At 61.9% G+C, this 26,580-nt stretch carries 16 protein-coding genes; 12 read left to right on the forward strand and 4 right to left on the reverse strand.

Annotated elements, in window-relative coordinates; translation table 11 throughout:
• Positions 1-13: 13 nt before the first annotated feature.
• The 11 genes from J2J98_RS18260 to J2J98_RS18310 all read left to right on the forward strand — a co-directional run bounded on the left by J2J98_RS18260 (position 14) and on the right by J2J98_RS18310 (position 19,892).
• Positions 14-3,337: a transglutaminase family protein gene (locus J2J98_RS18260; RefSeq protein WP_207601766.1), complete on the forward strand. Its 3,324-nt coding sequence runs from the start codon at positions 14-16 to the stop codon at positions 3,335-3,337.
• 38 nt (positions 3,338-3,375) lie between these two features.
• Complete coding sequence (locus tag J2J98_RS18265; protein WP_064708707.1) at positions 3,376-5,793, forward strand: circularly permuted type 2 ATP-grasp protein; 2,418 nt, start codon at positions 3,376-3,378, stop codon at positions 5,791-5,793.
• A complete protein-coding gene (locus tag J2J98_RS18270; RefSeq protein ID WP_207601767.1) occupies positions 5,790-6,677 on the forward strand; it encodes a transglutaminase family protein in 888 nt (295 codons plus the stop codon). The genes J2J98_RS18265 and J2J98_RS18270 overlap by 4 nt, the downstream gene beginning before the upstream one ends.
• Before the next feature lie 114 nt (positions 6,678-6,791).
• Complete coding sequence (locus J2J98_RS18275; protein WP_064708705.1) at positions 6,792-8,024, forward strand: pilus assembly protein; 1,233 nt, start codon at positions 6,792-6,794, stop codon at positions 8,022-8,024.
• A gap of 271 nt (positions 8,025-8,295) precedes the next feature.
• Positions 8,296-10,758, forward strand: coding sequence for a glycogen/starch/alpha-glucan phosphorylase (locus J2J98_RS18280; RefSeq protein WP_138394898.1), 2,463 nt, complete (start codon positions 8,296-8,298; stop codon positions 10,756-10,758).
• Entirely contained in the window at positions 10,755-12,962 is a 2,208-nt protein-coding gene (gene glgB, locus J2J98_RS18285; RefSeq protein ID WP_207601768.1) for a 1,4-alpha-glucan branching protein GlgB, read from the forward strand. The genes J2J98_RS18280 and glgB overlap by 4 nt, the downstream gene beginning before the upstream one ends.
• Before the next feature lie 17 nt (positions 12,963-12,979).
• A complete protein-coding gene (glgC, locus tag J2J98_RS18290; protein WP_138394900.1) occupies positions 12,980-14,242 on the forward strand; it encodes a glucose-1-phosphate adenylyltransferase in 1,263 nt (420 codons plus the stop codon).
• A 3-nt stretch (positions 14,243-14,245) separates the two neighbouring features.
• Complete coding sequence (gene glgA, locus J2J98_RS18295; protein WP_207601769.1) at positions 14,246-15,688, forward strand: glycogen synthase GlgA; 1,443 nt, start codon at positions 14,246-14,248, stop codon at positions 15,686-15,688.
• 6 nt (positions 15,689-15,694) lie between these two features.
• Complete coding sequence (locus J2J98_RS18300) at positions 15,695-17,326, forward strand: alpha-D-glucose phosphate-specific phosphoglucomutase (RefSeq protein ID WP_207601770.1); 1,632 nt, start codon at positions 15,695-15,697, stop codon at positions 17,324-17,326.
• A 12-nt stretch (positions 17,327-17,338) separates the two neighbouring features.
• The gene (gene glgX, locus J2J98_RS18305) at positions 17,339-19,315 is read left to right on the forward strand and encodes a glycogen debranching protein GlgX (RefSeq protein WP_207601771.1); all 1,977 of its coding nucleotides are present in this window, start codon (positions 17,339-17,341) and stop codon (positions 19,313-19,315) included.
• An 88-nt stretch (positions 19,316-19,403) separates the two neighbouring features.
• Positions 19,404-19,892: a MaoC family dehydratase gene (locus J2J98_RS18310; RefSeq protein WP_020922277.1), complete on the forward strand. Its 489-nt coding sequence runs from the start codon at positions 19,404-19,406 to the stop codon at positions 19,890-19,892.
• A gap of 145 nt (positions 19,893-20,037) precedes the next feature.
• Here J2J98_RS18310 and J2J98_RS18315 read toward each other — a convergent pair whose 3' ends face one another.
• The 4 genes from J2J98_RS18315 to J2J98_RS18330 form a co-directional block, all read right to left on the reverse strand.
• Entirely contained in the window at positions 20,038-20,586 is a 549-nt protein-coding gene (locus J2J98_RS18315) for a sarcosine oxidase subunit gamma (RefSeq protein ID WP_207601772.1), read from the reverse strand.
• Positions 20,579-23,572: a sarcosine oxidase subunit alpha gene (locus tag J2J98_RS18320; protein WP_207601773.1), complete on the reverse strand. Its 2,994-nt coding sequence runs from the start codon at positions 23,570-23,572 to the stop codon at positions 20,579-20,581. Before J2J98_RS18320 ends, J2J98_RS18315 begins: the two co-directional genes overlap by 8 nt.
• Positions 23,569-23,910: a sarcosine oxidase subunit delta gene (locus tag J2J98_RS18325; RefSeq protein ID WP_207601774.1), complete on the reverse strand. Its 342-nt coding sequence runs from the start codon at positions 23,908-23,910 to the stop codon at positions 23,569-23,571. The genes J2J98_RS18320 and J2J98_RS18325 overlap by 4 nt, the downstream gene beginning before the upstream one ends.
• Positions 23,911-24,019: 109 nt before the next feature.
• The gene (locus J2J98_RS18330; protein WP_207601775.1) at positions 24,020-25,273 is read right to left on the reverse strand and encodes a sarcosine oxidase subunit beta family protein; all 1,254 of its coding nucleotides are present in this window, start codon (positions 25,271-25,273) and stop codon (positions 24,020-24,022) included.
• Between the two features lie 284 nt (positions 25,274-25,557).
• Here J2J98_RS18330 and J2J98_RS18335 point away from each other — a divergent pair, with 284 nt between their 5' ends.
• The gene (locus tag J2J98_RS18335; protein WP_138394918.1) at positions 25,558-26,577 is read left to right on the forward strand and encodes a FecR family protein; all 1,020 of its coding nucleotides are present in this window, start codon (positions 25,558-25,560) and stop codon (positions 26,575-26,577) included.
• Positions 26,578-26,580: the final 3 nt, after the last annotated feature.

The following is a 26,580-nucleotide window of genomic DNA, read 5'->3' on the forward strand; positions in this document are numbered from 1 at the left end:
TAAAAAGAGAAATATGTCGATCAAAGCCAGCATCTATCACCTGACGCATTATACCTATGACAAACCGGTCCGCCTCGGCCCACAGATCATCCGGTTGAAACCGGCCCCGCATTCGAAGACGCGGGTGCTCAGCCACTCGCTGAAGGTCACGCCGTCCAACCACTTCGTCAATCTGCAGCAGGATCCCTACGGCAATTATCTCGCGCGCTACGTCTTCCCGGATCCGGTGACGGAGTTCAAGATCGAGGTCGACCTCGTTGCCGATATGACGGTCTACAACCCCTTCGACTTTTTCGTCGAAGAGGAGGCGACCAAATGGCCCTTCGATTATCCTGAAACGATGCGCGAAGATCTGTCGATCTACATGACGCCGGAACCGGCTGGCCCGCGCCTGAAGGCCTTGCTGCCGACGCTCGACTGGTCGCCCGGCCAGCCGACGATCGATATGGTCGTCAGCCTGAATGCGCGCCTGCAGCGGCAGATCGGCTATGTCATCCGCATGGAGGCCGGCGTGCAGACGCCGGAAGAGACGCTCGAAAGCGCCACCGGCTCCTGCCGCGACACCAGCTGGCTGCTCGTCCAGATCCTTCGCCATCTCGGCCTTGCCGCCCGTTTCGTCTCGGGCTACCTAATCCAGCTGACGCCGGATCTGAAGGCGCTTGACGGCCCCTCCGGCACCGAAGTCGATTTCACCGACCTGCATGCCTGGGCCGAGGTCTATCTGCCCGGCGCCGGCTGGGTCGGCCTCGACCCCACATCGGGATTGCTGACCGGAGAAAGCCACATCCCGCTGGCTGCCACGCCGCATTACCGCAACGCCGCTCCGATCTCCGGCGGTTATTTCGGCGAAGCGGAGACCGAATTCGCCTTCGACATGAAGGTGTCCCGCGTCGCCGAACATCCGCGCATCACCAAACCCTTCTCCGATGAAAGCTGGAACGAGCTCAACGAACTCGGCGAGAGGGTCGACCGTGTCTTTGAGGCGGAAGACGTTCGGCTGACCATGGGCGGCGAGCCGACCTTCGTCTCGATTGACGATTTCCAGTCGGCCGAATGGAACACCGAAGCCGTCGGCCCGACCAAGCGCGAAAAAGCCGACACGCTCATCCGCCGGCTTCGCAGCCGTTTTGCTCCGAACGGCTTCCTGCATTACGGTCAGGGCAAATGGTATCCGGGCGAGAGCCTGCCGCGCTGGACCTTCTCGCTCTATTGGCGCAAGGACGGCTTGCCGATCTGGTCCAACGACGATCTCGTCGCCACCGAGGGGCGCGATTACCAGGTAACGGAGGATGATGCCGGCCGCCTTTTGACAGCAATCGCCGGCGAGCTCGACCTGCCGCCCGATTACGTCGTGCCAGCCTTCGAGGACCCCGCCGAATGGCTCGTCAAGGAAGCGAGCCTGCCGGAAAATGTCGATCCGTCGAATTCCAAGCTCGAAGATGCCGAGGCGCGCAGCCGCATCGCCCGCGTATTCGATCGTGGATTGACGCGCCCGACGGGCTATGTGCTGCCTGTCCAGGCGTGGAATGCGCGTGCCAGCGGCCGCGCCTGGACGAGCGAGAAATGGTCGACTCGGCGCGGCCGCATCTTCCTCGTACCGGGCGACAGTCCGGTCGGCTACCGGCTGCCACTCGGCTCGCTCGCCTATATCCCGCCCTCGCAATATCCCTACATCAATCCGCTCGATCCTTTCGTGGAGCGGCCCGAGCTGCCGGATTTCGGGCAGGATGAGGGGCGCCCGCTTCAGGCAGCACACTTCCAGCCCTTCACCGGTCAGCAGCCGAGCGCACCTCAGTCGATCGGCGAAATCGGCGGCCATGTTCGCACCGCTCTTTCCATCGAGCCGCGTGACGGCCGGCTCTGCGTCTTCATGCCGCCAACGGAAACGCTCGAAGATTATCTCGATCTCATCGCCTCGACCGAACGAGCGGCGGCCGCCTTGGGCCTCGCCGTTCACATCGAGGGATATCCGCCGCCGCAGGACGAGCGCATCAACGTCATCCGCGTCGCTCCGGATCCCGGCGTCATCGAGGTCAACATCCATCCGTCCTCGACATGGAAAGAGACGGTCGACGTCACCACAGCTATTTACGAGGAAGCCCGCCAGAGCCGTCTCGGCGCCGACAAGTTCATGATCGACGGCCGCCACACCGGCACCGGCGGCGGTAACCATGTCGTCGTCGGCGGCAGCAATCCGAATAACAGCCCTTTCCTGCGCCGTCCGGATCTGCTGAAGAGCCTCGTGCTGCACTGGCAACGCCATCCGTCGCTATCCTACCTCTTTTCGGGCCTCTTCATCGGCCCGACCAGCCAGGCGCCGCGCATCGACGAAGCCCGTCACGACAGCCTCTACGAACTGGAAATCGCACTGGCGCAGATCCCGGCCCCCGGCCGCGGCCTGCAGCCCCTCCCCTGGCTCGTCGATCGCCTGTTCCGCAATCTGCTGATCGACGTGACCGGCAATACGCATCGCGCCGAGATCTGCATTGACAAGCTCTTCTCGCCCGACGGCCCGACAGGTCGCCTCGGCCTGGTGGAATTCCGTGGCTTCGAGATGCCGCCGAATGCCCGCATGTCGCTTGCCCAGCAACTGCTGGTGCGTGCTCTGATCGCCCGCTTCTGGATGAACCCGGCTGACGGCAAGTTCGTGCGATGGGGAACCTCCCTGCACGACCGCTTCATGCTGCCGCATTATGTCTGGGCCGACTTCCTCGACGTATTGACGGACCTGCGCGAAAATGGCTTCGATCTCAGTCCGGAATGGTTCAAGGCCCAGCTCGAATTCCGCTTCCCCTTCTGCGGCGAGGTCGAATATGAAGGATCGAAGCTGGAACTGCGCCAGGCGCTGGAACCCTGGCATGTCATGGGCGAGCAAGGCGCGATCGGCGGCACGGTGCGCTATGTCGATTCCTCCGTCGAGCGCCTGCAGGTGCGGTTCGAAACCAGCAATACCGCTCGCTACACCGTCACCTGCAACGGCCGCGTCCTGCCGCTGACCCCGACCGGGACTTCGGGCGTATCGGTCGCCGGCGTCCGCTACAAGGCATGGCAGCCGGCCTCCGGCCTCCATCCCGTCCTGCCGATCAACACACCTTTGACTTTTGACATTTATGATACATGGTCGAAGCGTTCGATCGGCGGCTGCATCTATCATGTTGCCCATCCGGGCGGCCGGACCTATGACACCTTCCCGGTCAACGGCAACGAGGCGGAAGCACGGCGGCTCGCCCGGTTCGAGCCGTGGGGGCATACGGCGGGCGGCTATATCCCGCGCGCCGAGACGGGTTCGCCGGAATTCCCGCTGACGCTGGATCTGAGGCGGCCCGCCGGCATTTGAGGCCTGGGTAGAGGCCAGGGGGTAAGGCTTGGGTTTTGATGGGTAAGAGACCGGCAGTGGAGCGCAGGGAAGAGGTTGAGAGCAGCATCGGCAAGGATGCGGCCTTCGCCTATGCGCCGCTTCCCGGCACAGCAGACGAAATGGTGGACAATAAAGGCGTGGTCCGCCCCGTCTGGCAGCGTTTCCTTTCGCATCTCGGCGCAATGCCGGAAAAAGATCTCGCGGAGCGTTTCGCCCGTGCCGACCGCTACCTCAGAGATGCTGGCGTCTTCTACCGCGCCTATGGCAGCAAGGGAACCGGCGAACGCGCTTGGCCGATCTCGCATATTCCGGTGCTGATCGACGAGCGCGAGTGGCAGGCGCTGTCGGCCGGCCTCGTCCAGCGCGCCGACCTCCTGGAGGCGATCGTCGCCGATATCTACGGCGAGAACAAGCTGGTGGAGGAAGGATTCTTGCCGCCGGCGCTGATCGCCGCCAATCCTGAATTTCAGCGCCCGCTGGCCGGCATCCGGCCGGCATCCGGCTACTATCTGCACTTCTGCGCCTTCGAGATCGGCCGCGGGCCTGACGGCAATTGGTGGGTGCTGGCAGACCGCACCCAGGCTCCCTCGGGCGCCGGCTTTGCCCTGGAGAACCGCGTCGCGACGACCCGGGCCTTCTCGGATATCTACGCTGAAACTCCGGTCCACCGCCTCGCCTCCTTCTTCGGCGCCTTCCGCGATGCGCTGCAGGGCATGAAACATTCGGGCGACGACCGCATTGCCGTCCTGACGCCGGGCCCTGCCAACGAGACCTATTACGAACACGCCTACATCGCCCGCTATCTAGGCTTAATGCTGCTCGAGGGCGAAGATCTCGCCGTCGTCAAGGGCCGTGTCATGGTGCGTACCGTCGCCGGCCTGAAGCCGATCGGCGTGCTCTGGCGCCGCCTCGATTCGGCCTTTGCCGACCCGCTGGAGCTGAACCAGAATTCGCATATCGGCACGCCCGGCTTGGTGGAAGCGCTGCGCGCCGAGAGCGTCACCATTGTCAACGCGCTCGGAACCGGGATTCTCGAAACCCGGGCGCTCCTGGCCTTCATGCCGACCATCTGCCGCCATCTGCTGGGGCAGGATCTGAAACTGCCTTCGATCGCCACATGGTGGTGCGGGCAGAAGGAAGAGCGCGAGCATGTTGCCAAGCACATAGAGAAAATGGTGATCGGCCCGGCCTATTCCCGCGCCCCCTTCTTTGATGACAATGGCGAATCCGTCCTCGGCTCGTCGCTGCGGACGACGGCCAAGGATTCCATCGCCGACTGGCTGAATTCGGACGGCCCGAAACTCGTCGGCCAGGAGGTCGTCACGCTGTCCACGACGCCGGCCTGGGTGGATGGCAAGCTCGTGCCGCGGCCGATGTCGCTGCGCGTTTTCGCCGCCCGGACGGCAAATGGCTGGCAGATCATGCCCGGCGGCTTTGCTCGCATCGGTTCCGGCGCCGACGTCGCGGCGATCGCCATGCAGTCCGGCGGAGCGGCGGCCGATGTCTGGATCGTCAGCGATAAGCCGGTCGAGCGCCACACGCTGCTGCCGGCGGAGGGCAGCTTCACCCGCAACATGCCGGGCAGTCTCCCGAGCCGGGCGGCCGACAACCTGTTCTGGCTCGGCCGCTATATCGAACGTGCCGAAGGAGCGCTGCGCATCCTGCGCGCCTGGCATTCCCGTTTTGCCGAAGCCGCCGATCCAAGCCAGCCGCTGCTCGCCGACGTCTCCGCCTATCTCGCAGCCGTCGATATCGATACGGCTGAGGCCGTGCCCGAAACGCTCCTGCGCAACATCGACAGCGCCGTCTATTCGGCAAGCAACATCCGCGACCGCTTCTCGCCCGACGGATGGCTGGCGCTCAACGATCTTGCCAAGACAGCCCGCCGCTTCCGCGTCACCGTCGCCGCCGGCGACGATGCCAGCCATGCGATGACGATCCTCCTGCGCAAGCTCGCGGGCTTTGCCGGTCTCGTGCACGAAAACATGTACCGCTTTACCGGCTGGCGTTTCCTCTCGCTCGGCCGTTATATCGAGCGCGGCCTGCACATGACGCGCCTGCTCGGCCACATGTCTGGCCCGGAAGCGCCCGACGGCGCCCTCGACATGCTGCTGGAGATCGGCGACAGCGTCATGACCCATCGCCGCCGCTACAACGTCAACACGGCGCGGTTGACCGTCACCGACTTGCTGGCGCTCGATCCCCTCAATCCGCGCTCGGTCCTCTTCCAGGTCAACGAGATCCATCATGAGGTCGAGCAATTGCCGAATGCGCTGATTAACGGCCAGATGTCGCCCTTCTATCGCGAGGCGATGCGGCTTCATTCCGGTCTGGCGGTGATGACGCCGGAGGGCATGGGGGTCGAGGTCTACCAGCGGCTCGAGCGCGAATTGGAGCAGCTTTCCGATCTGCTCGCCCAGACCTATCTCGGGTGACGGCGGTGCTTTACGATCTTTCGCTCCGCATGGGTTACAGCTACGACGTGCCGGCCTCCGGCGCTCGGCATATCATGCGACTGATGCCGCTGTCGCTGACCAACCGGCAACGCCTGGTCGCCGGCTCGATCACCATCTCGCCGACGCCGGACGAGCAGTCGCATTTCGTTGATTTCTTTCAACATCCCGCCACCTCCTTCATGCTGCGGGCGCCGCACGAGGCGCTCGACATCCGCATGCAAGCTCGTGTGCAGGTCGAAAGCCAGCTGATTTCCGCGGATTTCTCGCCGCTGCTTGCCGACCTGCCGGAGGAAATCTCAGGCGTCTGGTCGCTGACGCCGGATTCGCCGCACCACTTCCTCGGCAACAGCCCGCGTCTGACGCAAGCGCGCGAGATTGGCGACTATGCACGAAGCTGCGTTACGCCACAGCTGACCGTTATGCAGATCGCGCACGCGCTCTGCGCCCGCATCAACAAGGATTTCACCTACGATCCCGACGCGACGACGGTGGACACGACCTCGCTTGAGGCGTTCAGGCTGAAGCGCGGCGTCTGTCAGGATTTCACCCACATCATGATTCTCGCGCTCAGAAGCCTCGGCATTCCGGCCGGCTACGTCTCCGGTTTCCTGCGCACCATTCCGCCCCCCGGCAAGGAAAGGCTGGAAGGGGCGGACGCGATGCATGCGTGGGTGCGGATCTGGTGCGGCGAGACGATCGGCTGGATCGAGCTCGACCCGACCAACAACATCCCTGCCGGCATGGACCACATCGTCGTCGCCTACGGCCGCGACTATTCCGACGTCGTTCCCGTGATCGGCGTGTTGAAAAGTTACGGCAGCCAGCGCGCCGCGCAAGCAGTCGACGTAGTCCCGCTGAAATAATCCCAAAACTGGAAAAATCCGCCGATTCGTTAAAATTCTATTGACGCCGTAAGGATGGCGTAAAGAAGCCGCGTGCGTAAATCACCTCACAGGGTTTCCAGTTGGGTGAACATGATGCGCACCTCCTTTATGCGTCCCTGCCTGCGTCGCATGTTCAGCGATCGAGGCGGTAATTTTGGAATTATGACGGCGATCATGGCGCCGGTTCTTCTCGGCGCCGCCGGCATGGCGATCCAGGTCGGTGATATGTTGCTCGCGAAACAGCAGTTGCAGGAAGCAGCCGATTCGGCGGCACTTGCAACCGCCACCGCTCTGGCGAATGGGACGATCCAAACCTCTGAGGCCGAAGCCTTTGCACGAAATTTCGTTGCCGGGCAAATGGCGAATTACGTGCAGGGCGGCGTCGATATCAAGAGCGCGACTGGTGTCACCGTGCAGACCAGCACATCCGGCAGTTCGACATCCTATCAGGTGACGGTTTCGCCGAGCTACGACCTCGCGGTCAATCCGCTCATGCAGGCGGTAGGCTTCAGCACGCAGCGTCTTTCAACCTCCGGGACGACCGTCGGCGGTCATTCGCAAAGCCAGGGCTCGATTTCCATGTATCTCGCGCTCGATAAGTCAGGGTCGATGGGCGAGGATACCGCTACCGTCAACAAAGAGAAACCAACGGAGAGCTACAGCTACAGCTGCAATCCGCACTATAATAAGAACGGCAAGCTGGTTTACGACACCTGCACCGGCACCCGTACGAACTATTATACCAAGATACAGGCGCTGAAGATTGCTGCCGGCAATCTCTTCGGCCAGCTGAACAGCGCCGATCCTAATGCGCAGTACGTGCGCACCGGCGCGGTATCTTACGATATCGTCCAGTACTCACCCAGCAATCTCGCCTGGGGTACTGCCGGTGTCACAAGTTATGTCAATGCGCTTCAGGCGAATGGCGGCACGAATTCAAGTGGCGCGATGAACACGGCTTACACATCGTTGACAGCAAAGAACGCCGCCGGGAACGACGCCGAGGACTCCGCCCACAAGTTGAAAACCGGGCAAATACCCAAAAAATACATAGTCTTCATGACAGACGGCGATAACAACAACGATAGCAGTGGCGGCCGCTCTTACGACACTTTGACAAAAGCAACATGTGACACCGCCAAGTCCAAGGGCCTAGAAATCTATACGATCGCCTTCATGGCGCCGCCGGGCGGGCAGGCGCTGCTGCAGTATTGCGCCTCCGATGCTGCCCATTATTTCCAGGCGGAGCAAATGGAAGACCTCCTAGCCGCGTTCAAAGCGATTGGAGCGAAGGCCTCGGCACAGGTCACGCGCCTGACGAACTGAGCGACCACGGCAAAAAGCCGAACAACAAGCCGCGCCGGAACAAGCCGGGGCGGCTTTTCGTTCCTGCTGCCCGCTATCAGATCGGGAAAGGCGATTGAAACCAACCCTCCCCAGCCGTGCGAATATGAGCTTTTCGCAAATTCTTCGTTTGCCCAAATCCTTTGTTGCAAGTGCTTCCTAACGATGCATAAACTGTCGCAAGCTCAGGCGACAAATCGATTAAATCAGGCATAACGTCCTGAAACAAAATTAAAATTGGCGAGATCTGACCATGAACACCGTTTCCAAGCCGGTTATCCCCTCTCCCGCTCCCCGCAGCTCAAGGCCGGAAATTCTCGCTGAAGAAATCATCGAACGTCTGACCTACCGCATCGGCAAGGACGCCAAAGTGGCAAAGCCGCATGACTGGCTGACGGCGACGATCCTGGTGGTGCGCGACCGCATCATCGACAAGTGGATGGCCTCCACGCGTGAGGTCTATGCGACCGGAGCCAAGCGCGTCTATTATCTTTCTCTCGAGTTCCTGATCGGCCGCCTCATGCGCGATGCCGTCTCCAACCTCGGGCTGATGGAGCAAGTGCGCGATGCTCTCGCCTCGCTCGGCGTCGACGTCAACGTCATCGCCGGCCTGGAGCCGGATGCCGCGCTTGGCAACGGCGGCCTCGGTCGCCTCGCCGCCTGTTTCATGGAGAGCATGGCGACGGTCGACGTTCCGGCCTATGGCTACGGCATTCGTTATGTCCACGGCCTTTTCCGCCAGCAGCTGGCCGACGGCTGGCAGGTGGAACTGCCCGAGAACTGGCTCGCCCATGGTAATCCCTGGGAGTTCGAACGTCGCGAGAGCGCCTATGAAATCGGCTTCGGCGGCTCTGTCGAATTCATCACCACTCATGACGATCAACCACGTTACGTCTGGAAACCGGCCGAACGCGTCATCGCCGCCGCTTTCGATACGCCGGTCGTCGGCTGGCGGGGAAAACGCGTCAACACGCTGCGCCTCTGGTCGGCGCAGCCGATCGATCCGATCCTGCTCGATGCCTTCAACGCCGGCGACCACATCGGAGCGCTGCGCGAGAGCAACAAGGCCGAAAGCCTGACGCGCGTACTCTATCCCGCCGACGCAACCCCCGCCGGTCAGGAATTGCGGCTGCGCCAGGAATTCTTCTTCTCCTCGGCCTCGCTGCAGGACATCCTGCGCCGCCATCTGCAGCAATATGACGATTTTACCTCGCTGCCCGACAAGGTGGCGATCCAGCTGAACGACACCCATCCGGCCGTCTCCGTCGCCGAACTCGTGCGTCTGCTCTCCGACGTGCATGGACTCGACTTCGAACAGGCCTGGGACATCACCCGCCGCACCTTCTCCTATACCAACCACACGCTTCTGCCCGAAGCGCTGGAAAGCTGGCCCGTTCCGCTCTTCGAGCGCCTGCTGCCGCGCCACATGCAGATCGTCTACGCGATCAACGCCAAGATCCTGCTCGAAGCCCGCAAGGGCAAGAACTTCTCCGACAGTGAAATCCGTTCGATCTCGCTGATCGAGGAAAGCGGCGACCGCCGCGTGCGCATGGGTAATCTCGCCTTCATTGGCTCGCATTCGATCAACGGCGTCTCGGCGCTGCACACCGAGCTGATGAAGGTCACGGTCTTTGCCGACCTGCATAAGCTTTATCCCGACCGCATCAACAACAAGACCAACGGCATCACGCCGCGCCGCTGGCTGCAGCAGTGCAATCCCGGCCTCACCGGGCTGATCCGCGAGGCGATCGGCGACGAATTCCTCGATGATGCGGAAAAGCTGCGCCCGCTTGAGGCGCATGCTTCCGATCCGAGCTTTCAGCAGAAGTTCGCCGCGGTGAAGCGCGCCAACAAGGTGGCCCTTTCCAACCTTGTCGCCAGCCGCATGGGGGTGAAGCTCGATCCCTCGGCGATGTTCGACATCCAGATCAAACGCATCCACGAATACAAACGCCAGCTTCTGAATATCATCGAAGCGGTTGCCCTCTACGATCAGATCCGCTCGCATCCCGAACTCGATTGGGTGCCGCGCGTGAAACTCTTCGCCGGCAAGGCGGCGCCGAGCTACTACAACGCCAAGCTGATCATCAAACTGATCAACGACGTCGCCCGCACGATCAACAATGATCCGGCGGTGCGCGGGCTGCTGAAAGTCGTTTTCGTGCCAAACTACAATGTCTCGCTCGCCGAGGTCATGGTTCCGGCCGCCGACCTTTCCGAGCAGATCTCGACCGCCGGCATGGAAGCCTCAGGGACCGGCAACATGAAGTTCGGCCTCAACGGAGCGCTGACGATCGGCACGCTCGATGGCGCCAATGTCGAAATGCGCGACAATGTCGGCGAAGATAATATCGTCATCTTCGGCCTCAGGGCGGATGAGGTCGCCAAAGTCCGCAGCGATGGTCACAATCCGCGCGCCATCATCGAGGGGTCCCGCGAACTCTCCCAGGCTCTCTCAGCCATCGGCTCCGGCGTCTTCTCGCCCGATGACCGCAATCGCTACGCCGCGCTGATCGATGGCATCTATTCGCATGACTGGTTCATGGTCGCCGCAGATTTCGACGCTTATGCCCAGGCCCAGCGTGACGTCGATCAGATCTGGACCAACCAGTCCGCCTGGTACACGAAGACGATCAACAATACGGCACGGATGGGCTGGTTCTCCTCCGACCGCACGATCAGGCAATATGCAGACGAAATCTGGAGAGCCGGATGAAAACGCCGAAAACGCTCCCTGAAGTAAAGCTTTCCTGGGAAATTTCGGCAGATGAAATCACGGCTATCCTTGCTGGCTCGCATTCCAATCCCTTTGCCGTCCTAGGTGCGCATCAGGCCGGCGACGCTTTTGTCGCCCGGTGCTTCATCCCGGGTGCCGATGAAGTGACCGCCATGACGCTCGATGGCGACATTGTCGGTGAATTGAATCGGTTCCACGCCGATGGCGTCTTCGCCGGCCCGGTTTCGATCGCCAAACTGCAGCCGTTGCGCTACCGCGCCCGGCGCGGCGACGCCGAATGGGCCGTCACCGACCCATACAGCTTCGGGCCGGTGCTCGGGCCGATGGATGATTATTTCGCCCGCGAAGGTTCGCATCTGCGCCTGTTCGACAAGATGGGCGCTCATCTCATCAAGCATGAAGGCGCCCAGGGCATCCACTTCGCGGTCTGGGCGCCGAACGCCCAGCGCGTCTCCGTCGTCGGCGATTTCAACAATTGGGACGGGCGCCGCCATGTCATGCGCTTCCGCGCCGACAGCGGCATCTGGGAAATTTTCGCCCCGGACGTTCCGATCGGGGTGGCCTACAAATTCGAGATCCGCGGCCACGACGGCGTGTTGCTGCCGCTCAAGGCCGATCCCTTCGCCCGCCGCAGCGAACTCAGACCGAAGACCGCTTCGATCGCCGCTGCCGAGCTCGAGCAGGTCTGGGAGGACGAGGCCCACCTGAAGCACTGGAGCGAGACCGACAAGCGCCGTCAGCCGATCTCGATCTATGAGGTGCATGCCGGCTCCTGGCAGCGCCGGCAGGACGGCAGCATGCTTTCCTGGGACGAGCTCGCCTCCAGCCTCATCCCCTATTGCGTCGACATGGGGTTCACCCATATCGAATTCCTGCCGATCACAGAACATCCCTACGATCCCTCCTGGGGCTACCAGACGACGGGCCTTTACGCGCCCACCGCTCGCTTCGGCGAGCCGGAAGGTTTCGCCCGTTTCGTCAACGGCTGCCACAAGGTCGGCATCGGCGTCATTCTCGACTGGGTGCCGGCGCATTTCCCCACCGACGAACACGGCCTAGGCTGGTTTGACGGCACGGCGCTTTACGAGCACGAAGACCCGCGCAAGGGCTTCCATCCGGACTGGAACACGGCGATCTATAATTTTGGCCGCACCGAAGTGGTTTCCTATCTGGTCAACAACGCCCTCTATTGGGCCGAGAAGTTCCATCTTGACGGCCTGCGTGTGGATGCCGTCGCCTCTATGCTCTATCTCGATTATTCTCGCAAACACGGCGAATGGATCCCCAACGAATATGGCGGCAACGAGAACCTCGAAGCTGTCCGCTTTCTGCAGGACCTCAACATTCGCATCTACGGCCAACATCCCAATGTCATGACCATCGCCGAGGAATCGACCTCCTGGCCGAAAGTCTCTCAACCCGTGCATGAAGGCGGCCTCGGCTTCGGCTTCAAATGGAACATGGGCTTCATGCATGACACGCTAAGCTACATGAAACGTGACCCGGTGCACCGAAAGCACCACCAGAACGAACTCACCTTCGGCCTCCTCTATGCCTATTCGGAAAATTTCGTCCTGCCGCTGTCGCATGACGAGGTCGTTCACGGAAAGGGCTCGCTGATCGCGAAGATGCCGGGCGACGACTGGCAGAAATTCGCCAATCTGCGCGCTTACTACGCTTTCATGTGGGGCTATCCCGGCAAGAAGCTGTTGTTCATGGGGCAGGAATTCGCCCAGTGGAGCGAATGGAGCGAGGAGAGGTCGCTCGACTGGAACCTCCTGCAGTATCGCATGCACGAGGGCATGCGGCGCCTGGTCCGCGATCTCAATTTCACCTATCGCAGCAAGCCCGCCCTGCATGAGCGTGACTGCGAGGGCGACGGTTTCGAATGGCTGATTGCCGACGACAGCGAAAATTCCGTCTTCGCTTGGCAACGCAAGGCGCCGGGCCAAAAGCCCATCGTCGTGATCACCAACTTTACTCCCGTCTACCGCGAGAACTATTTATTACGCCTGCCTTTCGCGGGCCGCTGGCGGGAGATTCTGAACACCGACGCCGACATCTATGGCGGCAGCGGCAAGGGCAATGGCGGGCGCGTGCAGGCCGTCGATGCCGGCGGCAATATCACCTGCTCGATCACTCTGCCGCCCTTGGCGACAATCATGCTTGAACCTGAAAATTAGACTGGTGGGAGGAGAAAATGGTAGAGAAGCGTATTCAGCCACTTGCCCGCGATGCCATGGCCTATGTTCTGGCGGGCGGCAGGGGGAGCCGTCTCAAGGAACTGACCGACCGGCGCGCCAAGCCCGCCGTCTATTTCGGCGGCAAGGCCCGCATCATCGATTTCGCTTTGTCGAACGCACTGAATTCGGGCATTCGCCGCATCGGCGTTGCGACGCAGTACAAGGCGCATTCGCTGATACGCCACATGCAGCGAGGCTGGAACTTCTTCCGCCCCGAGCGAAACGAAAGCTTCGACATCCTGCCCGCCTCCCAGCGCGTTTCCGAAACGCAGTGGTATGAAGGCACCGCCGACGCCGTTTATCAGAACATCGATATCATCGAGGATTACGGCGTCGAATACATGGTCATTCTCGCCGGCGACCATGTCTACAAGATGGACTACGAATACATGCTCCAGCAGCATGTCGATTCCGGCGCGGACGTGACGATCGGCTGCCTGGAAGTGCCGCGCATGGAAGCAACCGGCTTCGGCGTCATGCATGTCAACGAAAAGGATGAGATCTTCGCCTTCATCGAAAAGCCGGCCGATCCGCCCGGCATTCCGGACAAGCCTGACTTTGCGCTCGCCTCGATGGGCATCTATGTCTTCCACACCAAGTTCCTGCTCGATGCGCTGCGCCGCGACGCCGCCGACCCGAACTCGAGCCGCGATTTCGGCAAGGATATCATTCCCTATATCGTCAAAAACGGTAAGGCGGTCGCCCACCGCTTCGCCAAATCCTGCGTCCGTTCCGATTTCGAGCACGAGCCCTACTGGCGCGACGTCGGCACGATCGACGCCTACTGGCAGGCCAATATCGATCTGACGGCCATCGTCCCGGAGCTCGATATATACGACAAGTCCTGGCCGATCTGGACCTACGCCGAAATCACCCCGCCCGCGAAATTCGTCCATGACGACGACGATCGCCGCGGCTCGGCCACGTCCTCCGTCGTATCGGGCGACTGCATCATCTCAGGCGCCAGCCTCAACAAGAGCCTTCTCTTCACCGGCGTCAGGGCCAATTCCTTTTCCAAGCTGGAAGGAGCGGTCATCCTGCCCAACGTGAAGATCGGACGGCGCGCGCAGCTCAGGAATGTGGTGATCGACCATGGCGTCGTCATCCCCGAGGGGCTCGTCGTCGGCGAGGATCCCAATCTCGACGCCAAGCGCTTCCGCCGGACGGAAAGCGGCATCTGCCTGATCACGCAACCGATGATCGACAAGCTGGATATCTGACTTATGAAAGTTCTTTCGGTTTCGTCCGAAGTCTTCCCCTTGATCAAGACAGGGGGCCTGGCCGATGTGTCCGGCGCCCTGCCGATTGCTCTGAAAGCCTTCGGGGTCGAGACCAAAACCCTCCTGCCCGGCTACCCCGCCGTCATGAAGGTCATTCGCGACCCCGTCGTCAGGCTCGAATTCCCGGACCTTCTCGGGGAGCGGGCGACCGTGCTGGAGGTTCAGCATGAGGGACTCGATCTGCTCGTCCTCGATGCTCCCGCCTATTACGACAGGCCGGGCGGCCCCTATCTCGATACGCTCGGCAAGGACTATCCCGATAATTGGCGCCGTTTCGCCGCTCTGTCGCTCGCCGCTGCCGAAATCGCGGCTGGCCTGCTGCCCGGCTGGCGGCCGGATCTGGTCCACACGCACGACTGGCAGTCTGCCCTGACCTCGGTCTACATGCGCTATTACCCGACGCCGGAACTGCCGAGCGTGCTGACGGTCCACAACATTGCCTTCCAAGGTCAGTTCGGTGCGGAGATCTTTCCCGGCCTGCGTCTGCCTGACCATGCCTTTGCCACTGAGAGCATCGAATATTACGGCACGGTAGGCTTCCTCAAGGGCGGCTTGCAGACGGCCCATGCAATCACGACCGTCAGCCCAACCTACGCCGACGAGATATTGACGCCGGAATTCGGCATGGGGCTGGAAGGCGTCATCGCCAGCCGCATCGACAACCTGCACGGCATCGTCAACGGCATCGACACCGATATCTGGAACCCGGGGACCGATCCCGTCGTCCACACCCATTATGGCCCGACGACGCTGAAGAACCGCGAGGAAAACCGCCGCTCGATCGCCGAGTTCTTCCATCTCGACGATGACGATGCGCCGATCTTCTGCGTCATCAGCCGCCTCACCTGGCAGAAGGGCATGGACATCGTCGCCAACGTCGCCGATCAGATCGTCGGCATGGGCGGCAAGCTCGTCGTACTCGGCTCCGGCGAAGCCGCGCTTGAAGGAGCGCTGCTCGCCTCCGCCAGCCGCCATCCCGGCCGCATCGGCGTCTCGATCGGCTATAACGAGCCGATGTCGCACCTGATGCAGGCCGGCTGCGACGCGATTATCATCCCGTCGCGCTTCGAACCCTGCGGCCTCACCCAGCTTTACGGCCTGCGTTACGGCTGCGTGCCGATCGTCGCCCGCACCGGCGGATTGAACGACACCGTGATCGACGCCAATCACGCCGCACTTGCGGCGAAAGTGGCAACCGGCATACAATTCTCACCCGTGACAGAAACGGGCATGCTACAGGCAATCCGCCGTGCGATGCATTTTTATGCGGACCGAAAACTCTGGACCCAATTGCAAAAGCAAGGCATGAAATCCGATGTCTCCTGGGAGAAGAGCGCCGAACGCTACGCTGCCCTCTATTCAAGCCTCGTCTCGAAAGGCATGTGACCTAAAATGATCAAGTCCGTACCCACCACGCCCTATCTGGACCAGAAACCCGGAACGTCGGGTCTGCGTAAGAAGGTTCCGGTCTTCCAGCAGCCGAATTATGCAGAGAATTTCATCCAGTCGATCTTCGATTCGCTGGAAGGCTATCAGGGCAAGTGCCTCGTCATCGGCGGCGACGGACGATATTACAATCGCGAAGTCATCCAGAAGGCGATCAAAATGGCCGCCGCCAACGGCTTCGGCAAGGTCATGGTCGGCAAGGGCGGCATTCTGTCGACGCCGGCCGCGTCTCATATCATCCGCAAGTACAAGGCGTTCGGCGGCATTATTCTGTCGGCCAGCCACAATCCCGGCGGCCCGACCGAAGACTTTGGAATCAAGTACAACATCAACAATGGCGGCCCGGCGCCGGAAAAGATCACAGACGCGATCTACGCCCGCTCCAAGACGATCGACAGTTACAAGATCGCCGATTTCGCCGACGTCAATCTCGACCGTATCGGCAAGGACGAGCTTCCCGGCGGCATGATTCTCTCAGTCATCGATCCGGTCGAGGACTATGCCGCCCTGATGGAAGAACTGTTCGATTTCGGCGCCATCCGCAATCTGATTAGCCTTGGGTTCCGCATCGCTTTCGACGGTATGAGCGCCGTCACGGGCCCCTACGCCAAGGAAATCTTCGAAAATCGTCTTGGCGCTCCTCTGGGTTCGGTGCGCAACTTCATGCCGCTGCCGGATTTCGGCGGTCATCACCCCGACCCCAACCCGGTTCACTGCAAGGAGCTCTTCGACGAGATGATGGGCGAGGACGCGCCCGACTTCGGCGCCGCTTCCGACGGCGACGGCGACCGCAACCTGATTATCGGCCGCGGCATCTTCGTCACCCCCTCAGACAGCCTGGCGATCCTCGCCGCTAACGCCAATCTCGCCCCAGGCTATTCCGGCGGCCTCGCCGGTATCGCCCGATCGATGCCGACTTCTGGCGCGGCCGACCGCGTCGCCGAAAAACGCGGCATCGGCATGTATGAAACGCCGACCGGCTGGAAGTTCTTCGGCAACCTGCTCGACGCCGGCATGGCGACGATCTGCGGTGAGGAGAGCTCCGGTACGGGCTCCAGTCATGTGCGTGAGAAGGACGGCCTCTGGGCCGTTTTATTGTGGCTGAACATCCTTGCCGTGCGCGGTGAGAGCGTCGCCGACGTGGTGACCCAGCACTGGCAGACCTACGGCCGGAACTACTACTCGCGTCACGACTATGAAGGGCTCGACACCGACGCAGCGAATGGCCTGATGGACAACCTCCGTAGCCAGCTTTCCACCCTGTCCGGCAAGAGCTTCGGCAGCCTGAAGGTGGAGAAGGCCGACGATTTCGCCTACCACGACCCGATCGACAGATCGGTCAGCGAGCATCAGGGCATCCGAGTGCTCTTCGAGGGCGGCTCCCGCGTCGTCTACCGTCTCTCCGGCACCGGCACATCTGGCGCAACCTTGCGCGTCTATATCGAGCGGTACGAGCCGGATTCGACTCGTCACAACATCGAAACGCAGGAAGCGCTCGCCGATCTGATTGCGGCCGCCGAAAGCATCGCCAGCATTCGTGAGCGCACGGGACGCGATGAGCCAACCGTGATCACCTGATCCGTGGGGAGCATGCGGGACAGCAAATCGGCGCGCGGCGCGATCGTCTTCGAGACCGGCGTCGAATTTGCCGTGTGGTCGCATCATGCCGCGCAGATTGATCTCTGCCTCTTCGAGCATGACGGCAACAAGGAGCTTGCGCGCCTGCCGATGACGCGCGATGGCAACCACATCCATCGCCTCTTCGTCGACGGCGTCAGGCAAGGCGCGCGCTACGGCTATCGCGCCGACGGCATCTATGCGCCCGACAACGGCCTCTGGTTCGATCCCTCCAAACTGCTGATCGACCCTTACGCCAAGGAAATCGACCGGCCGTTCCGCTACGATCCCCGCCTCGGCATCTACGGCGAGGACAGTCAGGATCTGATGCCGAAGGCGATCGTCACCACCGATACGCGAGCCGCCGCCGCCAAGCCGCTCTTCAAACCGGGCGGCTTCATCTACGAGGTGGCCGTGCGGCCCTTCACCATTCTCCATCCCGACGTACCGGAGGCTCAGCGCGGCACGGTTGCAGCGCTTGCCCATCCCGCCGTCATCGCCCATATGAAGCGGATCGGGGTCGACGCCGTCGAACTGATGCCGATCACCGCCTGGATCGACGAACGCCACCTGCCGCCGCTCGGGCTCACCAACGGCTGGGGCTACAATCCCGTCGCCTTCATGGCCCTCGATCCAAGGATTGTCCCCGGCGGTGTGACGGAGCTGCGCGAAACGGTTGCCGCCCTGCATGCCGAAGGAATCGCCGTCATCCTCGATCTCGTCTTCAACCATACCGGCGAAAGCGACCGCTATGGCACGACGCTGTCGCTGCGCGGCCTCGACAACCTGCATTACTATCGCCACGTCCAGAATAACCCTGGCGAACTCGTCAACGACACCGGTACCGGCAATACGATTGCCTGCGATCATCCTGAGGTCAGGCGCCTCGTCATCGACAGCCTGCGGCACTTCGTGCTCAATGCGGGCGTCGACGGTTTTCGCTTCGATCTCGCCCCGGTCCTCGGCCGCACCGCGACGGGCTTCCAGCGTGATGACGGGACGCTCGCCGCGATCCTGACTGACGACGTGCTTGCCGATCGGATCATGATCGCCGAGCCTTGGGATATCGGCCCCGGCGGCTACCAGCTCGGCAATTTCCCCAGTCCCTTCCTCGAATGGAACGACAGGGTTCGCGACGATCTGCGCTGCTACTGGCGCGGCGACCAATGGAAGACCGGCTCACTGGCCACCGCACTTGCCGGTTCCTCCGACATCTTCTCCCGCAATGATGGCAAGGAGACGCGCAGCGTCAATTTTCTCGCCGCCCATGACGGCTTCACATTGATCGATCTCGTCTCCTATGCCGGCAAGCACAATGAGGCCAATGGCGAGCACAATCGGGACGGCCACAATGAGAACCATTCCTGGAACAATGGCGTCGAAGGCGAGACGCTTTTTCCGACCATCCGCAAGCGCCGCATAAATGATGTGATGGCGCTGATATCAACGCTCTTTGCCACCCGTGGCAGCATCATGCTGACGGCGGGTGACGAGGGCGGCCGCAGCCAGCGCGGCAACAACAACGCCTATTGCCAGGACAATGAGATCACCTGGCTGGACTGGAAGACGCTGAATGAGGATCTCATCGCCCATACGGCATTCGTCGCCGGACTCCGCCGCCGCTTCACCGTGTTTTCCGAAAAGGGCTTCCTCTCCGGCAATGGCGACGTCGAATGGATCTCACTCTCCGGCGAACCGATGACCATTGCCGAATGGGAGACGCCGTCGCTCTCGACGCTCGGGATGCTGCTCGCCACCGGCGACCGCTCCTTGCGCGGCAGAAAGACCCGGCTTGCCGTGCTTTTCAATCGTTCCGAGAGCCGCCAGCTCTTTACGCTCCCGTCAGAGAACGAGTTGGGCTGGCGCCAACTGACGTCGGAGGGAGAGAAGAAGGCCGGCACCTCCGTGACCATCGAGCCACGCTCCGTCGCCTTTTTCGCAGAAAAATGACTGCCTCCCGCCACTCATACAAATCCTTGTCGCAATCGTCATAAATGCACGATAAGGCTTGCCCGGCGGCTTTTCTCACGAGGAATTCATGGTCACGGAAATTTCACTCTCCGATGTGCGGGGATTGATCGGCATGGAAACGGGCCTTTCGGATTGGATCACCGTCGATCAGAAAATGATCGACGCCTTCGCGGGGGCCACCGACGACCATCAGTTCATTCATGTCGATCCCGAGCGCGCGGCCGCCGAAAGCCCCTTCGGCGGCACCATCGCGCATGGCTTCCTGACGCTGTCTCTGCTGTCGGCGATGAACTACAATTGCCTGCCGAAAGTGCGCGAGCAGACCATGGGCATCAACTATGGCTTTGATCGCGTTCGCTTTATGACGCCGGTGAAGAGCGGCGCCCGTGTGCGCGGCCGTTTCCTGCTTTCCGACGCCCGCTTCCGCGGCGGCGGCATGCTGATGACCACCTATGACGTGACCATCGAAATCGAAAACGAGAAGAAGCCGGCGCTGACGGCAAGATGGATCACGATTATCCAGTTCGACCCGAAGGACCGGCCGGAAGACGCGTAGGCCAGCGCTGCTTTGCTACCCGCCCGGACTGACGACGGCTTCGCCGCATTCGGCACGGATGCCGCACATTGGTGCGAAATGGGCCGCAACTGTCATTGCAGCCCTGAAAATGTCATGGGTTCTTAAGCAGCCGGGCTTGAAAGCCTCAATGCCCGGCATCTTCCGCCGCTTCGGCCAACAGCCCGAAGACGTAATCGGAAAACGACCGCCAGCACTCCACCCGGAACGTGTCTTCTTCCGTGCGGAAAAGTACGATCTCCGACTTGCCTAAGATCGTGCGCGAGGCAGCGCCGACCGGAAAGGAAGAAAGCGACAGATCCTGCGGGCAGCCGGCCGCAAGCGTGGCCTCCGCACCCGGTCCCGAAACGATGACCGCCACATTGCGGTGGGAAACGTCGGTCGCGGAATGCAGCGCACCGGCACTGGAACACGCGGCCATCAGATCACCGCCCGCCTCGTCGATCAACAGCCACTCGTCCGGCCCGATCCAGAGTGCCGAGCGCGCACCCGCGCGGCCGGACGTTTTCGGAGTGGTCGGCACAGACAGGCCGAGAGCCAAAGAAAGTGCTTTGAGCGACCCTGCCGGCGCGCGCAGCGCCACGCGAGTTGCGGGCGGTGCGACTGTCAGGCGCACTGTGGCGGAGCCGCCGAGACGGCCGGCCAGTGCCGGCTTGCGAATTGCGACATCAGCCATGGATGCGGCCTCCTTCCTTGTCAAAGAACACCAGATCCGTCACTTCGACGGCGATCGTCCGGTCCGGCATCGGCACATAAAGCGTCTCGCCCATCCGCGCCCGGCCGCCGGCGACCAGCGCGAAGGCGATCGACCTGCCGCAATTTTCGGACCAATAGGACGATGTGACGTGGCCGAGCATCGTCATCGGCTTCGGCTCGTTCGGGCTCGCGACGATCTGCGCGCCTTCTTCGAGCACCTGCTTCGGATCCTTGGTGACAAGGCCGACAAGCTGCTTGCGCCCCTCCTTGACGAGGTCCGGCCGCTGCAGTCCGCGAATGCCGACGAAGTCCTTCTTCTTCTTCGAAACCGCCCAGGCAACGCCCGCATCGTCAGGGGTCACGGTCCCGTCCGTGTCCTGACCGACGATGATATAGCCCTTCTCGGCGCGAAGAACGTGCATGGTCTCGGTGCCGTAGACGCAAGCCCCGAGCGGTTCGGCATTGGCCCAGACCGCTTCGAGCACCGACTGGCCGTATTCGGCCGGCACGTTGATTTCGAAGCCGATTTCACCTGTGAAGGAAACGCGGAACAGTCGCGCCGGCACGCCGCAGACCGTGCACTCGGCAACGCTCATATGCGGGAAGGCCTCGTTGGAAAGGTCGACGCCCTCGACCAGCGGCGCGACGATCTCGCGCGCCTTCGGCCCCTGCACGGCGATGACGGCCCATTGCTCGGTCACTGAGGTCAGCCACACCTTCAGTTCGGGAAATTCCGTCTGCAGGTAGTCTTCCATATGGTGGAGAACACGCGGCGCTCCGCCTGTCGTCGTCGTCACATGGAAACGGTCCTCCGCCAGGCGACCGACGACGCCATCGTCATAAACGAAGCCGTCCTCGCGCGTCATGATGCCGTAGCGAGCCTTGCCGGGCTTCAGCGTGTCCCAGGCATTGGTGTAGATGAGATTGAGGAATTTCGCCGCATCCGGCCCTACCACTTCGATCTTGCCGAGCGTCGAGGCATCGAAGATACCTGCCGATTCGCGGGCCGTCCGGCATTCCCGGGCGACGGCCTGATGCATGTTCTCGCCCGAGCGCGGGTAGAACCAGGCGCGCTTCCAGTTGCCGACATCCTCGAAAACAGCGCCATGGGCTTCTTCCCACTCGTGCAGCGGCGTCTTGCGGGTGGGATCGAACAGCTTTCCGCGCGAATGGCCGATCAGCGTACCATAGGTCACCGGCGTGTAGGGCGCACGGAAAGTGGTGAGACCGACCCTCGGAATTTCCTTGCCTAGCATTTCGGCGGCAATCGCCAAGCCATGCATGTTGGAAAGCTTGCCCTGGTCCGAGGCCATGCCGTTGGTCGTAAAGCGCTTGATATGCTCGATCGAATGCATGCCCTCGCGCACGGCCAGGCGAATATCCTTGGCGCAGACGTCGTGCTGGAAATCGATGAAGGCCTTGGCATTTGTCTTCGGCCCGGCGCCTTCGGCGGCGCCAATCATGCCGCCTGTCCAGTCATAGGGCTGCTCGGCCGAAATCGTGATCTTACCGCCGCCGCTTCTGCCGGTGGCCCGCGCCATCAGTTCGCCGGCGGCAAGCGATTCCTCGACTGTCCGCTGCAGGTCGTCAGTGCCGTTGCAGGCGCCGATCGAAAGGCAGTCCTGCGAATAGGTGCCGGGCAGGAAGCGCTGGCTTTCCGCTTCAAAGGCCACCTTGCCGCGCGACTGCGAGAAGAGATGCACGGACGGTGTCCAGCCGGCCGAAACCAGCAGCGCATCGACCGCGATCTTGCGGGGCGAGCCGCCGCCGTTGCGCGCTACCGTCATCGACGAGATGCGCAGCCGCCCTGCAGTATTAATGACCGACTGGCCGGTGAGAACGTCGATACCGAGCGTACGCGCCTCCGCCAGCACCGCCGCTCCCGGCGCCTGCCTGCAATCGACGATGGCGGCGATCGAGACACCGGCCCGCTTCAGATCGAAAGCCGCTTCATAGGCGGAATCATGTGCCGTGTAGATGCCGATATTGGTTCCGACGGCGACACCGTAATGATTGAGATACATCCGCCCCGCCGAAGCCAGCATGATGCCTGGGCGGTCGTTGTTCGGAAACACCATATGCCGCTCGATCGCGCCGGTGGCGAGGATCACCCGCTTGGCCCGGACCTGCCACAGCCGCTCGCGCGGCAGATCGCTCGATGGTTTGGCGATATGATCGGTGACGCGTTCGGCAAGTCCGACGAAATTGTGGTTGTAGTAGCCGAAGGCGGTCGTGCGGGTGAGCACCTTGACATTATCGGTTGCCTTCAGCCGCGCCACGGCTTTCTGCGCCCAGGTGTAACCATCCTGCCCGTCGATCCTCACCCCCGCATCGTAGCGCAGCGCCCCGCCTGCTTCCGCCTGCTCGTCGCAGAGGATCACCTTCGCGCCGGTCTCGGCCGCGGCCAGCGCCGCCGAAAGCCCGGCCACTCCGGCGCCGACCACCAGCACGTCGCAATGGGCGTAGCGGCTGGCATAATGATCTGGATCCTCTTCCGTCGGTGCGACGCCGAGGCCGGCGGCACGGCGGATGAACGGTTCGTAGACATGTTTCCAGGCGGAACGCGGCCACATGAAGGTCTTGTAGTAGAAACCGGCGGCGAAGAACGGCGACATCAGATTGTTGACCGCACCGACATCATAGGCGAGCGAAGGCCAGCGATTCTGCGACTGGACGATCATGCCGTCGAAGACTTCCTGCACCGTGGCGCGCACGTTCGGCTGCTTGCGCGCCGTATCCCGAGCAACGTCGATCAGCGCGTTCGGCTCCTCGGCCCCTGCCGACAGAATGCCGCGAGCACGGTGATATTTGAACGACCGGCCGACGAGATGAATGCCGTTGGCGATCAGCGCCGAGGCGACGGTATCGCCTTCCAGCGCCGTATAGCCCTTGCCGTCGAAGCTGAAACGCGCAGTCTTGGCCGGCGTCAGGCGCCCCTTCCCGGCGATACGATTAGCACCGCTCATTGCGCCTCTCCTTCCACGGCTTCATATGTCTCGACAGGGCTATGCTGTTCGGCCTCGGCACCGATCCGCGGCTTCGGCTCACCCGCCTTGTAGGTCATGATGAACTTGTCGCTCACCGTATCGCGCGCCGCGTTGAAGAAGCGGCCGCAGCCGTGAATATGCCGCCAGCGTTCGAAGATCAGTCCTTTCGGGTTCTCGCGCAGAAAGAAATACTCTTCGAACTCTTCGTCCGAGATCGAAGCGATATCGGTGGGCCGCGCGATATGTGCGTCACCCGCGCCGCGGAATTCGAGCTCGGAGCGCTCTTCTTGGCAGTAAGGGCAATGGATCAGCAGCATGTGGGATTTCCTTCTCCTCCCCTTCTCCCGAGCTGGGAGAAGGTGCCTGAAAGGCGGGTGAGGGGGTAAGCGACCAAAGGAGCGAGCATACGAGCGGAAGTGTTCATTATCAGTGCGCCACCGCCGCAGCCGCCGCTTCATCGATCAGCCGGCCGCTGCGGAAGCGCTCCAGCGTCAGGCCGGCGCTGAACTTGTGCGGTTCATCGCGGGCGATCAAATGCGCGAAGAGATTGGCCGAACCCGGCGTCGCCTTGAAGCCGCCGGTGCCCCAGCCGCAATTGACGTACAGGCCGGGGACCGGCGTCTTCGACTGGATTGCCGAACGGTCCGGCGTATTGTCGACGATGCCGCCCCATTGCCGCATCATCTTGACGCGCCGGAACATCGGGAAGAGCTCGCAGATGGCGTCGAGCGTATGCGTGATGATCTGCAGCCCGCCCGTCTGGGAATAGGAATTGTACTGGTCGGTGCCGGCGCCGATGACGAGCTCGCCCTTGTCGGACTGGGAGATATAGGCATGCACAGTGTTCGACATGACTACGCAGGGGAAGATCGGCTTCAGCGGCTCGGAGACCAGCGCCTGCAGCGGACTCGATTGCAACGGCACGCGCACATCCGCCATCTTCATGATTGTTGACGTATGGCCCGCGGCCGACACGCCGACTTTTTTGGCACCGATAAAGCCGCGCGAGGTCTCGACCCCGATCACCCGTCCGTCCGGACCGCGCCGGATGCCGGTCACTTCGCAGTTCTGGATGATGTGCACGCCACGATCGGAGGCGGCCCGCGCATATCCCCAGGCTACCGCATCATGCCGCGCGGTGCCGCCGCGCCGCTGCAGCGCTGCGCCATTGATCGGATAGCGCGCACTGGCGGAGATATCGAGCGGCGGACAATAGGCCTTCGCCTGCTCCGGTGTCAGCCATTCATTGTCGATGCCGTAGAGCCGGTTGGCATGGATATGCCGCTTGAAGGACTGCTGGTCGTGAATATTGTGCGAGAGCATCATCACGCCGCGCGGCGAATACATCACATTGTAGTTGAGCTCCTGCGAAAGCCCTTCCCAGAGCTTCATCGAATGCTCGTAGATGTGCATGCTCTCTTCATAGAGATAATTCGAACGGATGATGGTGGTGTTGCGCCCTGTATTGCCGCCGCCGAGCCAGCCTTTCTCGATCACTGCTACATTGGTGATGCCGTGCTCCTTGGCGAGATAATAGGCGGCTCCGAGGCCGTGCCCACCCGCGCCGATGATGACGACGTCGTATTCGGCGCGGGGCTCCGGCGAAGTCCACTGCTTCTCCCAACCTCGGTGGCCGCGAAGGGCCTCTCGCGCCACGGCAAAAACCGAATATTTCCGCATCTGCCTTGTTCTCCTTCAGGCAAGGGCTGTTCTCGCGCCCATACAAATCGCAAATCCAAATGCGGCACAACGGCTCTTTTGCGACGCGCGAGAGCTTCGCTTTTGACACTGAACGACATCATGTCGAAAACTGCGCAATTTTTCGATGGTGCCGAGCGCCGCTTCCCAATCATGCCATGCAAGATGACTTTCCACCCGGCGGCAGGGTCGGCCTAACCCAAGAGGGTGAAAAGACAAGCAGTTACCAAAGTGTTAATTTCGCCCGGTTGCGGGGTTGGTGTATCATGCGGGGGCGGCGTTTATTATTCCAGACGCTTTTTACTGTGCTCGGCAGCGCCCACCTAGCCGCCGCCGAGCCGGTTGGCCAGGCTGTCCTCATCAAGACTGAGGTAACGGGACAAGCCGGCCCAATTGAAGTCAACACAAGCGTTCACCGTGACGAACGCATAAAAACATCCCAGTCGGGGCTCGGCCAGTTTCTGTTTAGGGACGGCACCAAACTTGCGGTCGGCTGGGGTTCGTCCGTCGTTATTGACAAGTATGTTTTCGACGACTCTCAATCGGTCAAGAAACTCACCATCAAGGCCGCCAAGGGGACCTTCCGGTGGGTCAGCGGCAATTCCAAATCCTCGGCCTATCAAATCCTGACGCCGGCAGGCACGATCGGCGTGCGCGGGACTGCATTCGATTTTTACGTCGGCCCCGACGGCACCACCGCCGTCGTCCTCTTGAACGGCGCGGCCAGTTTCTGCGGCCCCGGCGGGTGCCGGCAGTTGCAGCAGCGCTGCGATTGCGTGGTCGCCAAGCCGAACGGTGATATGTCGCCGGCCCGCCGGGTCGACCCCAGCGTTCTCGATAAGCTCGGAACTTCCCGCGCCCTACCCTTCCTCTCCGGCAACCAGCGGCTTGTGGGCGGCATCGGTATGCTCGGAGGCTGCAATATGGCCTCCGTTGCACCAGAGAGAAAAGACAGAACGCGCCCTCCGCCCGCGATTGCGCCCACCCCCCAAAGGCAGGATCCGCCGCAGAGACAGGCCGAGCCGCAAAAGGAGCGGCCGGCCAAGCCTGACAAGCCTGATCATGAGAAGCCGCATCACGACAAGCCGCATCACCACAAGCCCGATCGGCACGACAAGCATGATGGCCATGGCCGGCATGACGATGACGGCAAGCCCGGGAATCATGGCGAGGATCATCGCGGACACGACCGCGACCGTCATGGATATCGCGATCACAATCGTGATCATGATCGCGACAGCGACCTTAGCCACGACAGGAGTCGGAGTTTCAATCGCGGCCGCTGAGGC

It is taken from the genome of Rhizobium bangladeshense, assembly GCF_017357245.1.
Taxonomy (GTDB): Bacteria; Pseudomonadota; Alphaproteobacteria; order Rhizobiales; family Rhizobiaceae; genus Rhizobium; species Rhizobium bangladeshense.

What these genes read in the sequence shown, in the direction of transcription:
- J2J98_RS18320 (WP_207601773.1), bottom strand. Translation starts at nt 23,572, where the DNA reads ATGAGCGGTGCTAATCGTATCGCCGGGAAGGGGCGCCTGACGCCGGCC.
- glgA (WP_207601769.1), top strand. Translation starts at nt 14,246, where the DNA reads ATGAAAGTTCTTTCGGTTTCGTCCGAAGTCTTCCCCTTGATCAAGACA.
- J2J98_RS18280 (WP_138394898.1), top strand. Translation starts at nt 8,296, where the DNA reads ATGAACACCGTTTCCAAGCCGGTTATCCCCTCTCCCGCTCCCCGCAGC.
- J2J98_RS18335 (WP_138394918.1), top strand. Translation starts at nt 25,558, where the DNA reads ATGCGGGGGCGGCGTTTATTATTCCAGACGCTTTTTACTGTGCTCGGC.
- J2J98_RS18265 (WP_064708707.1), top strand. Translation starts at nt 3,376, where the DNA reads ATGGGTAAGAGACCGGCAGTGGAGCGCAGGGAAGAGGTTGAGAGCAGC.
- J2J98_RS18315 (WP_207601772.1), bottom strand. Translation starts at nt 20,586, where the DNA reads ATGGCTGATGTCGCAATTCGCAAGCCGGCACTGGCCGGCCGTCTCGGC.
- glgX (WP_207601771.1), top strand. Translation starts at nt 17,339, where the DNA reads ATGCGGGACAGCAAATCGGCGCGCGGCGCGATCGTCTTCGAGACCGGC.
- J2J98_RS18310 (WP_020922277.1), top strand. Translation starts at nt 19,404, where the DNA reads ATGGTCACGGAAATTTCACTCTCCGATGTGCGGGGATTGATCGGCATG.
- J2J98_RS18330 (WP_207601775.1), bottom strand. Translation starts at nt 25,273, where the DNA reads ATGCGGAAATATTCGGTTTTTGCCGTGGCGCGAGAGGCCCTTCGCGGC.
- J2J98_RS18325 (WP_207601774.1), bottom strand. Translation starts at nt 23,910, where the DNA reads ATGCTGCTGATCCATTGCCCTTACTGCCAAGAAGAGCGCTCCGAGCTC.
- J2J98_RS18260 (WP_207601766.1), top strand. Translation starts at nt 14, where the DNA reads ATGTCGATCAAAGCCAGCATCTATCACCTGACGCATTATACCTATGAC.
- J2J98_RS18300 (WP_207601770.1), top strand. Translation starts at nt 15,695, where the DNA reads ATGATCAAGTCCGTACCCACCACGCCCTATCTGGACCAGAAACCCGGA.
- glgB (WP_207601768.1), top strand. Translation starts at nt 10,755, where the DNA reads ATGAAAACGCCGAAAACGCTCCCTGAAGTAAAGCTTTCCTGGGAAATT.
- glgC (WP_138394900.1), top strand. Translation starts at nt 12,980, where the DNA reads ATGGTAGAGAAGCGTATTCAGCCACTTGCCCGCGATGCCATGGCCTAT.
- J2J98_RS18275 (WP_064708705.1), top strand. Translation starts at nt 6,792, where the DNA reads ATGCGCACCTCCTTTATGCGTCCCTGCCTGCGTCGCATGTTCAGCGAT.